This window comes from Ehrlichia chaffeensis str. Arkansas, from assembly GCF_000013145.1.
In the GTDB taxonomy this organism is placed as follows: domain Bacteria; phylum Pseudomonadota; class Alphaproteobacteria; order Rickettsiales; family Anaplasmataceae; genus Ehrlichia; species Ehrlichia chaffeensis.
Genome location: NC_007799.1, coordinates 575,472 through 591,344 on the forward strand (window position 1 = coordinate 575,472; position 15,873 = coordinate 591,344).

The 15,873-nt window shown below is 27.6% G+C and carries 13 protein-coding genes and 1 tRNA gene; 11 read left to right on the top strand and 3 right to left on the bottom strand.

Translation table 11 applies throughout. The annotated features are described in order from the left end of the window. The first annotated feature begins 219 nt into the window (after nucleotides 1-219). The 3 genes from ECH_RS02385 (at nucleotide 220) to ECH_RS02395 (ending at nucleotide 5,628) form a co-directional block, all read left to right on the top strand. Entirely contained in the window at nucleotides 220-4,620 is a 4,401-nt protein-coding gene (locus tag ECH_RS02385; RefSeq protein WP_011452683.1) for a hypothetical protein, read from the top strand. Nucleotides 4,621-4,763: 143 nt separating this feature from the next. Then, nucleotides 4,764-4,961, top strand: coding sequence for a hypothetical protein (locus tag ECH_RS02390; RefSeq protein WP_080692345.1), 198 nt, complete (start codon nucleotides 4,764-4,766; stop codon nucleotides 4,959-4,961). A gap of 262 nt (nucleotides 4,962-5,223) precedes the next feature. After that, on the top strand, nucleotides 5,224-5,628 hold the full coding sequence (locus ECH_RS02395) for a hypothetical protein (protein ID WP_011452685.1): 405 nt from the start codon (nucleotides 5,224-5,226) through the stop codon (nucleotides 5,626-5,628). Between the two features lie 163 nt (nucleotides 5,629-5,791). Here the strand turns inward: ECH_RS02395 and mgtE are convergent, their stop codons facing one another. Next, nucleotides 5,792-7,162, bottom strand: coding sequence for a magnesium transporter (gene mgtE, locus ECH_RS02400; protein WP_011452686.1), 1,371 nt, complete (start codon nucleotides 7,160-7,162; stop codon nucleotides 5,792-5,794). 191 nt (nucleotides 7,163-7,353) lie between these two features. On the opposite strand from mgtE, the gene ECH_RS02405 reads away from it, so the two are divergent. From ECH_RS02405 to ECH_RS02425, 5 genes are all read left to right on the top strand, one after another. Then, nucleotides 7,354-7,436: transfer RNA gene (locus tag ECH_RS02405), tRNA-Leu, on the top strand. Nucleotides 7,437-7,665: 229 nt separating this feature from the next. Continuing rightward, nucleotides 7,666-9,075, top strand: coding sequence for a F0F1 ATP synthase subunit beta (gene atpD, locus ECH_RS02410; protein ID WP_044161102.1), 1,410 nt, complete (start codon nucleotides 7,666-7,668; stop codon nucleotides 9,073-9,075). Then, on the top strand, nucleotides 9,075-9,461 hold the full coding sequence (locus ECH_RS02415) for a F0F1 ATP synthase subunit epsilon (RefSeq protein ID WP_006011418.1): 387 nt from the start codon (nucleotides 9,075-9,077) through the stop codon (nucleotides 9,459-9,461). The genes atpD and ECH_RS02415 overlap by 1 nt, the downstream gene beginning before the upstream one ends. A gap of 1 nt (nucleotide 9,462) precedes the next feature. Next, nucleotides 9,463-10,125, top strand: coding sequence for a transaldolase family protein (locus ECH_RS02420; protein ID WP_006011420.1), 663 nt, complete (start codon nucleotides 9,463-9,465; stop codon nucleotides 10,123-10,125). A gap of 261 nt (nucleotides 10,126-10,386) precedes the next feature. Next, complete coding sequence (locus ECH_RS02425; protein ID WP_006011421.1) at nucleotides 10,387-10,668, top strand: DUF2312 domain-containing protein; 282 nt, start codon at nucleotides 10,387-10,389, stop codon at nucleotides 10,666-10,668. A 61-nt stretch (nucleotides 10,669-10,729) separates the two neighbouring features. On the opposite strand, the gene ECH_RS02430 is transcribed toward ECH_RS02425, so the two are convergent. Beyond that, nucleotides 10,730-12,031: a DNA recombination protein RmuC gene (locus ECH_RS02430; RefSeq protein ID WP_006011423.1), complete on the bottom strand. Its 1,302-nt coding sequence runs from the start codon at nucleotides 12,029-12,031 to the stop codon at nucleotides 10,730-10,732. A gap of 173 nt (nucleotides 12,032-12,204) precedes the next feature. Here ECH_RS02430 and ECH_RS02435 point away from each other — a divergent pair, with 173 nt between their 5' ends. From ECH_RS02435 to ECH_RS02445, 3 genes are all read left to right on the top strand, one after another. Next, the gene (locus ECH_RS02435; RefSeq protein WP_011452689.1) at nucleotides 12,205-12,762 is read left to right on the top strand and encodes a hypothetical protein; all 558 of its coding nucleotides are present in this window, start codon (nucleotides 12,205-12,207) and stop codon (nucleotides 12,760-12,762) included. Between the two features lie 269 nt (nucleotides 12,763-13,031). Further along, complete coding sequence (locus tag ECH_RS02440) at nucleotides 13,032-13,721, top strand: type IV secretion system protein (RefSeq protein WP_011452690.1); 690 nt, start codon at nucleotides 13,032-13,034, stop codon at nucleotides 13,719-13,721. Between the two features lie 499 nt (nucleotides 13,722-14,220). Further along, nucleotides 14,221-15,453, top strand: coding sequence for a dicarboxylate/amino acid:cation symporter (locus ECH_RS02445; RefSeq protein WP_044170547.1), 1,233 nt, complete (start codon nucleotides 14,221-14,223; stop codon nucleotides 15,451-15,453). 180 nt (nucleotides 15,454-15,633) lie between these two features. Here the strand turns inward: ECH_RS02445 and ECH_RS02450 are convergent, their stop codons facing one another. Further along, nucleotides 15,634-15,825 (bottom strand): hypothetical protein, encoded by a 192-nt coding sequence (locus ECH_RS02450; RefSeq protein WP_011452693.1) that lies wholly within the window; start codon nucleotides 15,823-15,825, stop codon nucleotides 15,634-15,636. Nucleotides 15,826-15,873 lie beyond the last annotated feature (48 nt).

Here is a 15,873-nt window from a genome sequence, read left to right on the forward strand (position 1 = left end):
AATGATCAATTATATATCTTTTAGATATAATAATATTAATTGATAAATGTCTATCATAATATAGTTAAAATACTAGTAAATATATTATAAACACACATATATTATTTTTCTTTTTTAATAATAATCAACTTTTTATTATAAAAATCTTAATATTTATTCTTGATTAATAAAATAATAGGTGTTAGCATCAAAATTAATATATTAAAATACAACTTAAAGATGTTAAACTTTAATAAAACATTATCTAAATATTATTCAATTGTTGCTTGTATTGCATTTTTTATGTTATTGGTGCTTTTAATAGTACATTTGATTAGAGTATTTTTGAAAAAGGAGAGCGTTATTGGTCATCTAGTAACTGGAATTCTTGCTTTATCATTACTATCTATTATTCTGGTTTTTGGATCTAAATATTTATCTGATCACCTTGAATTTAAGAATAAATTATTAGTAGATTTATTTACAGAAGAGCATAAGGAAAAAGTAGAGGTACAACAGATTGGATTGAATGAGGATTTTGAACGATCTATAATGCGATTATTAGAGTTAAAGAAATTAGCATTAGAAGATATTTCTGTTGACTTTGCAGAGTCTACGCAGCACAGTCAATCAATTTTAGAAAAATATGATAGAGAAATAGAACATTTGGAAGCTCTGCAAAGGAGACAAGTGGAAATAATAGAACTATCAAATAGTTTAGGAGATAAATTTCAACTACAAGGTTGGGAGTATGATACAAGTTTAAAACATATACAAGATAATTTTATAGAGCATATTAAACATGAAAGATATTCACATTATTGTTTTTGTTGTTATTTACATGAATTTGAGGTTGGTGATAGTGTAGATTTTGATGAACTTTCACCTCGTGTGAGTTCTGCTATGATATATATTACTTCTTCACCACCTATAACATGCATTTTTAAATCAGCAGGTACTTTATTGACTGCGATGGGGAAATTAGATGCAGATGATAATACGTTATTTGTTGAGTATTGCCAAAGGTTATATAATTTTGATTGTAAGATGGCTTTACAAATTGAAATATCTTTATCTAATAGATTAAAATGTGACACATATACATATAACCATATTGACTATTGGATAAACAGTACTAGATCATATTATAGACAGCGTGATACATTAGCTATTGCTTTACAAGAAGGTAAACATTTGTTGACATCTCTTGCAGATAGAGAATATTCAGATACGGTTTCTTCTTTTAAAAGTAGGGGTATAGAAAGTACGATAAGTCAACTTGAAAATACACTAAATACGCAATTACCAAAAGGTGAGATAGATAAAATTATAGAGGGTAGTAACCCAATTATGCAAAAAATAGTTAGGGAGTTGAATTTTTTTGGAAAAGATAGGATGGAAACCCTTAATAACGTACAATCAGAATTGCCAGAAACATTATTAGGTAGGAAGATTATTGATGTCATTGAAGCAGAAGAAGAATTAAAAAGTTTGATTGATAAAAAATATAATTTAAGTTTAGAAGATGGTCCTAAAGGGAAGATAAGGCAGATGATGTGTTATCTTCAATCAAGGTTTGATGAAGTAAAAGATGGTTTGTTAGCATATTCGCCTATGCTATCTCAGGATATTTCTCAAATACAAGCATTATTAGATTTAGATTTGAAAAGTAGTCCTTTAAATTTGCAATTTGAAGGTCAGCCTTTAAATTTAGAAGATGTGGAAACACAAATTACATATCTATCTAAACGATTGTTTAGGGAAGAGGAAGATCAAATAGAATTATTACAATGTGTTCAAGATGCAATCCAATGTACTAATGGTAAAATGCCTCCTGATCTTGAAGAGAATTTTTTATTAAAATCATTAGATATTATTATAAAATATTATTCAGATTTTTTACAAGGTATACAAACGGTATTTTCTAATCAGAGCGTAGCAAAAGATGAAGTAGTGTATTGTGAACATTTACTAAATACAAAGTCAGCGAGTTTACAAAAAATATTTGATATTTTATATACGAGATATCAATATTTAGAAGAAAATTACTGTAATCTTGAAGAAGCATCATTGAAATTATCTAAAGTACAAACATTAAATGCGCAGTGGTTAGTTGCATTTAAAAATGTGGAACATGTTCATATTTTATTTGAGAAGTTATTAAAATTGGAAAGTCAATATAGCGCTTTTCAATATATGGTGACTAGATTACAAGAATTAATGGAGGCAGTGTTAGGAGTCAGAGATGGATCATCTTATTTACATTTATTGGATATTTCAGAAGATGAGAAGAGTAGTTTTTTAGCTGAACTAAGTCAACAAAAAGAACCAATAGAACTTTTGAAATTACTATCTATGAAAAAAGTGGAGTTTAGTATGCTTAAAAGCGAGAAACTGAACCAATTAGATGGAAAAGTTCAAGCTATTAGTAAATCTTTATTTACTTTTATAGATAAGAGAGATGAAATATTAGTGTCCCCGATTGTTGTACAGCATCTATTTAATGAGGGACGAATGGGAGTTCATTTTATTAGTAAGTTAGAAAAGTTAAAGGGGACATTAACATTATTATCTAATGAAACTAGACAGTTGATATTTGGTGAATATGTAAATGATATTGATTATATTATAGATTGGATAAGGGGAGCAGTGAATGTCTTGTATAACAATGATAATATTTCAGTGCAAAAGGGAGAAATTATAAAAAATTATTTAGAATATTTACAACAGAATTTTTTAATACACGATAAATTATTAAATTTATTTAACTTAAAGAAGGAAATTAAAAACAAGAAAGAATCATTGCTTCCTATTTTAGATAGATTAAAGATAGCGCTTGTGCAAAATGAAGAGCTAGATGGTGAATTAGTAAACTTGAAAAAAGAAATTGATGATCTAATTTGTCAAGTTAATCGGCAAATGCTGTTAATAATAGAAAAAGATGGTGAATTCAAAGAATTTGTCGAGTTAGTGTCTGGATTATTAAATAGGATTGATCATAAAGATGATATACCAGAATTTCTATATTGTATGGAAATATTTGATGATTCGTTAGCTAAATTAGAAAGGGGTATAGATTGTACAGGTGATAAAGAGAATTATACGAAATATATACTTGAAAATCTAAGAAACATTTCTAGATTATCAAGTGAATTAAAAGCAAAGCAAACTGAAAAATTACCATTAGGTGGTGAACAGTCTGAATTAATTGAAGAATTAGTTAGTATTGGTCAACAGGTAAATATTAAAGATCAATTAAGTGTACTTGATGATTTATACAGTTTTTTGGATGTAGCAAAATACTTGCAGGAAGAGTTTAATAGCTTATATAAAGAAGCTATAGAGTCAGTGCTAGAAATTGTAGATGTTGAGGAAGAGGATAAGAGTTCTTTTGTAGAATTAGTAAATAATAAGCTGAAATCTTTAGGTAACAGTTTTTCTTCATCAGAAGTTGTGAGTAGTTTTATGCATCAAGAACGTCAAGATGTGAGTAAATTGGGGCGATTAGAAAGTTATATATCAATATTAAAAGAAGAACCAAATAACCTTAAACAGCTGGCTGATCAATTGCTAAAGTTTTCATCATTTACTTTACCCTTTACGGGAGAAAGGCTGCATAAAACTTTACAAGATATGACGACACTAAATACACTATATGAAGTTACTGATTATTTAAAAACATATATTTCTAAAAGTCGATATATAGAACTTGATCAATTAGAGGGTGAATTGCGTAAATTTGTAGAGTATATGATAAATACTGTGAAAAGTATCTTACCACCTTTACATGAATATGAAAAATCTACCTGTGGATGTAAAAGCTGTCAAAGGGTAGAGCAAGAAATGACATTATATTTTAAAATAGCAAATGATCTTGACGACTTGCAAAGCTTATTACAGCAAGAAAGGAAAATAATAACATTTGGTGCTATACAAAAATTTCAAGAAATATGCAAAAATATGAAAAGTATGTTTTTAGAAGATAAAGATTTGGTTGATTCCATATCAAATATACTGTTACACAGTGAGCACTGTAAAAAAATGTTGGGGTTAGATTCATATACCACTCACTTTTTATTATATATTAAATTTTTAATTTATTCTGTAATTGAAGTAGGTTTTAGTATAGAGCAAGATATGGTTATGGAGTTAAATGTTAAGATATATAGGCAAGAAGTGTTAGTTTCAGAATTAAAAGCAAATCTTAGGAAAGAGTTAGATGAGAATATACGAAATTTATTAGATCAGCCAATATATTACCCTAAAGATTTAATCAATGTAAGATTAATAAAGAGAAGATTTATAGATAATGGAATTATATTTGATGATTTGATGAAAATTTTGGAAGATAGTGTAAAAGAAAAAGTACAATGTTCAAGTAGTGCATTAGTATCCTTGATGTGCAAGGAAAGAATAGATAGTATGGAATGTTTGATTGATACTTATCAAAGTGAAAAAGTATCATATTCCTATAAATTAAAGTTATATACGGCAATTCAAGAGTTTATGGATAACTCTGTAGATCAAAGAAATATTCAATATTTAAAAGAAATTGATGATGGTATACGACAAGTGCCTAATGTTCTGCTATTTTGTCCAGGGAATATACTACTGAAAGCGACAGATATTCATGCTCTATAATACATATTTGTATAATAAAGTGTTGTGGTGTTCATGAAAAATGCTTTTTTGTTTTTATTATAATAATGTGACATTAATTTTATAAATACACACCATGGACTGCAGAAGAACGTGAACACCAGTTATTTAAGCGTGAAAAATATGTGGAATTTAATTTGATTCACGATAGACAAAATTTGGTTTACTACCAAATTGGTAACTCTGGTGCAATCATAATATCTATGCCTCCTAAGTCAAATGAAAGTAATTTTATATTATGTAAATTTCAAAATAGCCCATCTAATTCTGATGATCATAAATATGTGTACTTTCATGATACACACTTTTTATTACATTTTTAATGTTAATAATAAATATTTAGTTTTCAAATTTATTTTAACATTAAAAGGTGATATTTACTAAATCTCAACTGTTGAATAAAAGTCAAATGTATATTTCCTGTTTTCTTATAGATAAAAAATGTAATTTTTATTATATTTTTATTTACATTTTATAAATTATTTCTTAAATTCTAAATAACATTAATTTTATAAATCTAATGCGGCTTTTGCTTTTTTAAAGTAGACGTATTGCCTAATTATTTTAATGATTTAATAAGGACACATGATACCAAAAGAAACAGTGGATATAGATGAACCTTCCATAAATCAAAAGTTGCCATTGAAAAAAATAATATGCCAGCAACTGATCAGAATAAGTACATTATGCACTTTTATTGCGCTTTTTGCTTTTCTTGTCTTAACACTTGTGCTTTTCATGAGTAAGAGCAAGGATGCAGAATATATAAAGAATATAAAAATGTCCGCTGTAATATGCCTAATATGTAGTATTGCCCCCTTTATAATAGTTAATATTTTCCAGAACAGTAATAACAGAAAAGGTCAAATACTAAATGGTAGTGGACAGGAAAATGACATGCTACCACCATCTACTTCAAACACTTTCCGCAATACACTTACTATACTGAGTACAGGAGTCAATATAATACACAGTATTGCAATACTTTGAATATAAAAAAATATTAAAGCTAGTACTTAGAGGCTTAGCATAATACATATAAAACTACAATCCTCCATAATTCATTGCACCAAGTTAAATTTGTCATGCAAAACACACAACAATTCAGTATTATATACATTTTTATGTAATATGCAATAGAATATTTTTTAATTTATAACAAAAATATAGTTGCCATTCCTAAAAAGATTAAAAAAGATAAAGTATCACTTGTAGCACATATGATAATAGAAGAAGATATTGCAGGATCAATTTTAAAAAGATTTAATATCATTGGTATAGCTGCACCTAAGAATGTTGCGATAGAAAAAGTGATTATCATTGAAGTTCCTGCTAATACTTGAATATCAACGTGTTGTCCTCTTAACATGAGTGCTATCGAAGACACAATCGCTAATATTAAGCCATTAATGAATCCTACAAATAATTCTTTAAAAAGTAATCTGTGAGCATTTCTATTAGTAAGTTGTTTAGTAGATAAAGCTCTGATTGTCACTGTCAAGGCTTGTAATCCTGCATTACCACTCATAGATGCAATAATTGGCATTATTACTGATAGTGCTATAAAATGTTGTAAAGTATTACTGAATATTCCTATGATCATTGAACTAATTGTAGATGTAAGTAGATTTATTATTAGCCATGGTAACCTTTTTATAACGGTTTTTGAAAGAGAAGAACTCATGTCATTATTTGATACCATTCCTAAGTGTAAAACATCTTTTTCAGCTTCTTGATGCATTACATTTAATATATCATGTACTATTATTGACCCTATAATTCTTCCATCTCTGTTTATGACTGGAGCTGATAATAAAGAATATTTTCTAAAAATTTCTGCAACTTCTTCTTGTGTAGTGTGTGATTTTATGATTTTTATATCAGTTTTCATGAGATTTTTAATGATTTGGGTACTGTTTGAGCAAATAATATTGTCTAACCTTAAGTATCCTATAGGATTTAGTTTAGGATCTACGATGAAAATTTCATAAAATTCTTTATTTAGTTTATTATTTTGTTTTAAAAAATTTAATAACTGATTTATAGTCCAATATTCTGGAGCAATAATGATATCTTTATGCATTAACCTACCAGCACTTTCTTCTGGATAGGATAGCAATTCATTAACATGAATTTTGTTGCTTTTTGGTAATATATTTAAAATGTTTATTTGACTTTCCTTATCAAGATCTTCGATAATTACAACAATGTCTTCTGTGCTTAACTGAGATATTAAAGATGCTACCTTTTTTATTCCTAGGATTTTAATTATCTCTTGACGTAAGTCTGGAACAAGGTGGATAAGAATATCTTTTATTAAGTTATCATTTATACTATTAAAAAATTCTTTACGATGTTGATATGTTGAAGTGAGTAAGAAATATGCAAGCTGCACATTATCTGATTTATTAATTATTTCTTCTACAACTAGGTAATTTTGTGTTTCTAATGCTTCAGTTAAAGAGTTACTGGTTTTTTCATCTAATATGTAGTGTAAAGCATGGCCACTTTCCTGTGTGTACATAATAATATAGCCCTTAGATTATTCACAAAATAATATAAAAAATTATCAATACCAAGTATATACAGTTATATAGATAAATTCTAAATACATTTTTAATGTTAATAATAAATATTTAGTTTTCAAGGTGATATTCACTAAATCTAAACCGTTGACTAAAAGTCAAAATTTATATATGGTATTTAATGTTTTTAGCCCCTATGGCGGAATGGTAGACGCGGTAGACTCAAAATCTACTATTCGAAAGGATATGCTGGTTCAAGTCCGGCTAGGGGTACTTAAAAATAAATTGTTAGTTGTTGCAAGTTTTTTTTATTTTATTACAATACTGGTGAGTTTGGGTAATCGTTAATGGGTTTTTCCCTTGGTGTTTTTTTATTGTAAGGTATGAGATGTCGGGTTTAGCTAGTAAAGCAAAGAGTAGGGTTAAGAGTAGCAAAGGTAAAAATAGCACAAATATTCATGCTGATGAATTAAACGAAGATGTTGGAGTAGTAGTTCGTGTTATGACAGCAGTCGTAGATGTAAAGTTTGCTAGTGGTAAAATACCAAAAATACTTAATGCGTTAGAAAGTAAAGAAATTTATAATGGTAAGAAATTAGTTCTTGAAGTGTCTCAGCATATTAGTGATAGTATTGTAAGGTGTATAGCACTTGATGGCACTGATGGTTTGTCTAGAAATGATAAATTTATTGATACTGGTGCTCCTATATCAGTTCCTGTAGGGCGTGGCACATTAGGACGAGTTTTTGATGTACTAGGTAATACAATAGATGAATGTGGCCCGTTAGAAGAATCAAGTTACTTTATTAAGCAAATATATTCAGAGATTCCTAAGTTAACTGATCAGAAAATTGCAACTGAAATATTGGTGACTGGTATTAAAGTAATAGATTTACTTGCTCCATACCTTAAAGGTGGAAAAGTTGGATTGTTTGGTGGTGCTGGTGTAGGTAAAACTGTATTGATTATGGAATTAATACATAATATTGCAAAAGCACATAAAGGAGTATCAGTTTTTGCTGGTGTTGGGGAACGTACACGTGAAGGGAATGATCTTTATCATGAGATGATAGAATCTGGTGTAATAAATTTAGAAAATAAGGATCAGTCACAGGCGGTTTTAGTATATGGTCAAATGAATGAACCTCCTGGAGCAAGGTTAAGGGTTGCATTATCAGCTTTAACTATGGCTGAATATTTTAGGGATGCTGAAAATCAAGATGTACTATTTTTTGTAGATAATATTTTCAGGTTTACTCAATCTGGATCAGAAATTTCAGCTTTGTTAGGGAGAATACCTTCTGCTGTTGGTTATCAGCCAACATTGGCAGCAGAAATGGGTGCAATGCAAGAAAGAATTACTTCCACTAATAGTGGATCTATTACCTCTGTACAAGCAATATATGTACCAGCAGATGATTTAACAGATCCTGCTCCTGCTACTTCTTTTGCACATCTTGATTCAACTACTGTTTTGTCAAGACAAATATCTGAGCTAGGGATATATCCAGCTGTTGATCCTTTAGATTCAACATCTCAAGCTTTATCTGCTGATGTTGTAGGTAAAGAGCATTATGACGTTGCTAAGGAAGTACAACGTATATTACAGACATATAAGTCTTTACAAGATATTATTGCAATTCTTGGTATGGATGAACTTTCAGAGGAAGATAAGCTTATAGTGGCAAGGGCAAGGAAAATTCAAAGGTTTTTATCACAACCTTTTCATGTTGCTGAAGTGTTTACAGGTGCTCCTGGTAAATTTGTATCTCTTGAAGATACTGTTTTAAGTTTTAAAGGATTGGTAGAAGGTAAATATGATCACTTGCCTGAAGCTGCATTTTATATGGTTGGTAGTATAGATGATGTCATAAAAAAAGCAGAATTACTTCAAAAGGAAGGTAAAGTTTAATGAAGTATCTCTCTGTTGAATTTATTACTCCAGATGCTTTTTTAGAGGTAACAAATGTTCTGTCTATTACTTCATATACTGTAGATGGAGAATTTGTAATATTACCTGGACATGAAAAATACATTATAGAGCTGCGCTCTGGGATTATTAAACTAAAAGTTGATACAGGTCTTAGTTTATTTTATATATTAAACCCCATATTAAAGGTTGACTTGTATAATTGTAAAATCTTAGCGAATCAATTTATAAATGCTTGTGATGTTAATGCTGTAATACTTAAAAAATATAAACAAGATATAGAGAAGATATTGCATTGTATAAGTGATAAAGCATTACTTAAAATGGCACAAATGCAATTGAATTTTATAAATCAAATAGTCAGTTAGTATGAAAATATTCCTTGATACCATAGATATAGATTTTCTAAAAGAGTTTAGTGTTACTGGTTTGATAGATGGTATTACAACTAATCCATTGTTGTTATCAAAATCAAATTTGGAATGTTATGATTTGATTGTAAAGATTTGTTCACTGATAACAGGTCCTGTTAGTATTGAAGTGATATCTACATCTTACAAGGATATGATTAAAGAAGGGTTGGAAATATCTAGAATTGCTGGTAACGTTGTAGTGAAGCTTCCTTTGACTTATGATGGATTAATTGCATGCAAAGTTTTATCTTGTGAACATAATGTAAAGGTTAATGTAACTCTTTGTTTTTCTGTATCTCAGGCAATTTTAGCAGCAAAGGCTGGTGCTTATTTTATATCTCCTTTTGTAGGAAGAATAGATGATATTGGACAACCGGGTATGCAATTAATTAAGGATATACGTGATGTTTATTCTAATTATAATGCATTTAATACTGAGATTCTTGTAGCATCTGTACGTAATATTACGCATGTTATACAATCTGCAAAGATAGGTGCTGATATAGTTACGATTCCTCCATCTATTTTTAAGCAAATGTTTATGCATCCTCTTACTAATAAAGGTCTTGAAGATTTTTTACAAAACTGGAATGCATCTGGAAAAAAAATATTTTCTTAATAAAAAGTTAATATAAGTTTTTTATCTTTTTGTTCAATAAATATTATATTGAAGTAATATTTATCCTGTGTTTATACTCGTTTGTTCATAGAAATTATGAATATCCTTGCTTAACTATATTATATTTACTTTAGACAGCATTATACTAGTATAATGCTGCTAAACTAAAGTTCTATTCGTTTTATAATTTGGTTTTGAATAATTATTTATGTTCAAGTAAATTGTGGTATACTGCTATATATGGTAGAATGAGAAAATAGCATGTCCCTTTCCAATCTTAGTTCAAAAGATGAAAATAATGTAGTTATCGAAAATTTGAAACGTTATATAGAAAGAATTGAGAAGCTAGAATCTGAGAAAGAAGAAATAAGTCAATATATTAGAAAAGTATATAATGAAGCAAATAGTAATGGATTTAATGCAAAGGTAATGAGGCAAATAGTAAAATTAAGAAAAATGAATAGTGATGATAGAGAAGAGCATGAAATGCTTTTAATGACTTATAAAAGAGCACTTGGGATATTAGTTGAAATTGATGAATAATTTTTTTGTAAAGTAATAACTACTTATAAAAAATAAAAAACAGTATGAGTTTAAACAAGTTTTATGTATTCTCTAGTATTGTTTTTGAAGTTTTAACGCCTAAATGTTTTAAATTTTCAGTACGTGATAGGATATTACCATGTCCTTCTGATAGTTTTTTCATTGCATCATTGTATACATTATTCAGGATATTTACTTGTTTTCCAAGTTTTTGCATATCAGATATAAATCCTACTATCTTATCATATAATGCTCCACCTTGACGTGCAATTTCCATAGTATTACGATTCTGACGTTCTAACCTCCAAACAGATTCGATTGTTCTTAAAGTTGCAAATAATGTTGATGGACATACTATTACTATTTTTTTATTCCATGCATAATTGTGTAGCATAATATCTTCTTGCATTGCAAGGGAATATGCGCCTTCTATAGGGATAAACATTAATACAAAATCTGGAGTTTTTAATTTTTCTATATTTTGGTATTTTTTATTTGATAGTACATTAACGTGTACCCTTATGGATGTTATAAATTGTTTGAGAAGGACATTTTTTGATTCCTCTGATTTTGTTGCAAAATATTTTTCATAGTGAATTAAAGATATTTTCGAATCAATAATTAAATGTTTGTTTTCTGGTAAATTAATAATAGCATCTGGTTGTTGTTTGTTACCTTCACTATCTTGTAAATCCATACCGGTGCCATGCAAGACATAATCTTGATTTTTCCTTAAACCAGAACTTTCTAATATTTTTTCTAATATCATTTCTCCCCAGTTTCCTTGAATTTTAACATTTCCCTTTAAAACATCAGCTAAATTTTCAGCTTGCAAAGTGATTTTTTCATTTGCAAGTATAATCCTCTGAATTTCTTGTTTTAATAAGAACTGTTCCTTATTATGTATACTAAAGGAATCATCAACTTGCTTTTTAAATAAGTTAATATGTTCTTGTAATGGATTTAATATTCTACTTAAACTTTCTTGAGATATTTTATTGAATTTATCTGTTTTCTCATCGAAAATGCGATTTGCTAGATTTTCAAAATATAACTTATATTTTTCATCAATTGTTGTGAATTCGTTTTTATATAAGTCAAGTGTATGATTTAAAGCCTTTTTTTCAAATTCTAACTCTGCAACCTTATTTTGTATATTTTGTAATTTAGTAATAAATCCATCATTTTTGTTTTTTAAGTTATCATTTTCATATTCTAACTTCTTCACTTGCTTTTCTAAATCATTTTTAAGCATGTTAAGGACTTGATAATCAAATTTCGATACTCTACATTTTAATGCAATAGAATAACCAATTAAAGCTATCAATAATCCTTCTAAGACACATATCAGAGCTATTATCATATCTGTTTTATATTTATGTATTTTTTACATAATACAAGAAAAAAAATAATTATTCTATATTTGTGCTTATAGTAAAACTTTATTATAAATAAAGATAAATTTATTAAATTTTTATATTTATTTATTAAAATATTATATATAATGTCTAATTATTAATTAATAATTAGAATAAAATGATATTTCACATAGATGGTGTAGATGCTGATAAATCTAAGCTTTTGAATAAACTTATTACACATAAAAATTATATATGGTTCTATCGGTCAATATGTATTGGCATTATTACAACAGATAATAAGTTTGTTTTACTAAAAGACGAATCAATTCCTTTTTATTATGAACAACAAGTTGTACCAAGTTATATATTTTTTATGAAAGGTAGAGAAGAGGGTGTTAAAGTATGGCATTGTGTTTTAATTAAAGGATGTCAAGTCAGCCAATTTGTAGATAAAACTTCCATTATTATTAATATGGAAAAGGAAAGGAATCCTATAGGAATAATTGTTCATATATGTGATATACAAGATTATGGTGAAATAATATATTCCGGTATAGGTAAAATGAGTATGTCTAATTTCAAAAAAAATCTTAAAGACATATGTAAAAGTAGTGCTAATCCTCAATTAAGTACTGTTACTTTTCCAATTAGTTATTGGAGTAAATTAGTACAAAATGTTGTAGAAATAATTCCGATGCAAAAAATAAATTATACAAGAATTAACAATAACTAATTTCCAGCTAACTTAGACCTTAATTTTTTATGTTTGTGTATTGAAATTAGAAGCTATTTTCTCAATTATCATTTATTCAGTAATATTTGTCATACTATATAAATTAACCATGTTATCGTTATTTGTAAATTGTAATAGGGCATTATATGTATTTTAACTGTTATGTACTATTACTATAAATTTAGTGTGATATAATGGATAAATTTAAATACCATTACTTCTACAGTAGTGTTATTTATATGTTTGTATTATGTATTATGTAGAATTTTATGGATGATACTCAAACTAATGACGATAGGTATATTGGAAGTAATCAATATTTTCAAGATGCATTAAACTGGTATTGTGGTCGTTATTTATTATGTATTACTGAAAGAGCTTGGTTGTTTGTAATATCACTTTTTTTATCTTCTATATTACTAATACTAATACTTGATATATTTTCATATTTTCCATTAAAAACAAATTTTTCCTTTACCAAATATACAGATCATTACACAGATGAGTTTTCTGTAATAAAAAAGTTGAGTACCAATAATGAAGACAGTGAAGAGACATTGTTATCACAATACCTTGTTGCACAGTATGTAAAAAAATATGAATCATATCTATACAATGATTTGGATAGTCAATTCAATTTCATAAAGAATAATTCTTCAAGAAAAATATATTTAGCATTTAAAGAAATGATAGCTTCCCATCATTATATTGATAATTCAAAATATAATGCAATATCAATTGAAACAACAATTCATAATGTGAAGCTTTTATCAAAAGATTTTACTTCTTCAAATAATGCCATTGTTACTTTTAAAAAACAAATTGCGATAAATGGTGTAATATCACATGTTCAATCTTATAAAGTACTGGTAACCTTTTCTTTATCTAGTATTAAAATGGCTATATCAGGAATTATGCCATTAGAGTTTCTTGTACACGACTATAAAAAACTAGATTAAAGTCGATTAAAGCTTATAAGACAAGACATAGGCTTTCATTATAACTATGATTAAATTTACTCCAATTAGAGTTGCATCACACTCATACGAACTTTATGTAAATTTGTATTATTAAGGTTTGTATCTTTAATGAGCATCATTTACAAGATGCATGTTTGTATTGCTTAAATTAGCATTATAAAAATTAGCAAGGAAATAAGGAAATATTTGATACTTCCATGTTGCTATTGCTTAGGTTACTTCCTGATATACTGATGAATCTGGATTTACTGCGTTATAGGATAGTATTTGTAAGATTTTAAAATTAAATTTTTGAATTATTTGAATTTTCCCCAAAGAAGTTTGAATCTAGTAAATTACAATTTATAACTTTTTATCTATTTATTTTCCATAATAATAATTATGTAATTTTTATTGATAAAAGTTTTGAACAAAAAAGTATCTATTATCATATGTTGATGTATATTAAATTATATATGTATTTTTGTATTATTTTGTGATGTATAAATTTGTTTTAAAAATCTTTGTTCCCATAATTCTTGCAGTAATTTCATATTATATAAATCAATCATGGATAACTGAATTGGCTAAAGCGTTGGGAGATATTTTTATTAACTTACTCAAACTAATTAGCTTACCAGTAGTATTTTTTTCTATTACATCGACAATTTCTGGATTGGCAAATTTGACAGAAATTAAAACTTTAATAAGAAAAACCATATTTTATACTATATCTACTACAGTGATTGCAGCTACTGTAGGTCTTATCACATACCTATTAATTGATCCATCAAAAAAAGAACTTATATATAACATATTGAGTACCAATAAGCATATTAGCAATACTCCAGATTATTTATCGTATTTAATGTCTATATTACCTTATAACTTCATTAAGGTATTTCTAGATAATAATGTAATTGGGTGTGTCATACTTGCATTCCTTATAGGAGGAGCACTGCTATTATTGCCTGATAAAAATAAACGCGAATTGCTTCATAAAGTTTTTGATGCCCTCTTCGATACATTTTTAGAAATAGCAAAGCTTATATTAAAGCTAATGCCCATAGCATTATGGTCATTTATTACTGTACTGTTATATAACATGAAGGAAGGATATAACATATCAAATGTTTTAAAATATCTGTTATGTATCATGATAGCAAATTTCATACAAGCATGTATAATACTGCCTCTGTTACTAAAATTAAAGAAGATTCCTGTTATAAAAACATTTCGCGGTGTTTTGCCAGCTTTAACCATAGCTTTCTTTTCAAAATCTTCTACAGCTACTCTACCAACAACTCTTCGTTGCACACAAGATTACTTAAATATTCCAAAAAAGATATCATCTTTTATACTGCCAGTTTGTACAACTATTAATATGAATGCATGTGCTGCTTTCATATTAATCACAGTATTTTTTGTATCAGAAGTTAACGGATACACATTTTCTATTGGTGAGATGTTTTTGTGGGTGTTCCTAGCTACTGGAGCAGCTATTGGTAATGCAGGGGTTCCAATGGGGTGCTACTTTATGGCTATGAGTTATCTCATGTCAATGAAAGTGCCTTTGAGTATCATGGGAGTTATATTGCCTGTATATACAATAATAGATATGTTTGAAACTGCAATTAATGTATGGTCAGATGTATGCATTACTCAGATAGTACATAAAGAATATGATGCGTTGATAAAAAAAGGTAAGAAAATTGGAATAAATGATCAATGAACTATTTTTAGTATGTATCTTAATATATAAGCTATTTTAGTAAATATGTTAATTTTAATTTCAGAAGTATGGTAAGTATTTGACTTAATTTGATAAGTAGTTTTTAGAGATCACAATGACTTTAAAAATAGCTATATGGAATGTCAACTCTATTAGAAAAAGGTTGGATTAAGGATAATTTTAATTTATGCTTAATTTAGATAATTGTTTTTGCTGTTCATAGAATTCTTCTTTATATAATGTAGGATTTATCCTATAATCTGTAATTCTAGATTGAGGAAAATAGAAAGTTGATGATTCTTTTATATAACATGATAAAAAACAGTTCTTATGTTGCTTAAAACTTGCCGTATATTGCTTGTCTTTTCTCATAAAAAATAAAAGAAATACAAATTAGATTGTAATTATATGTTTCACTTC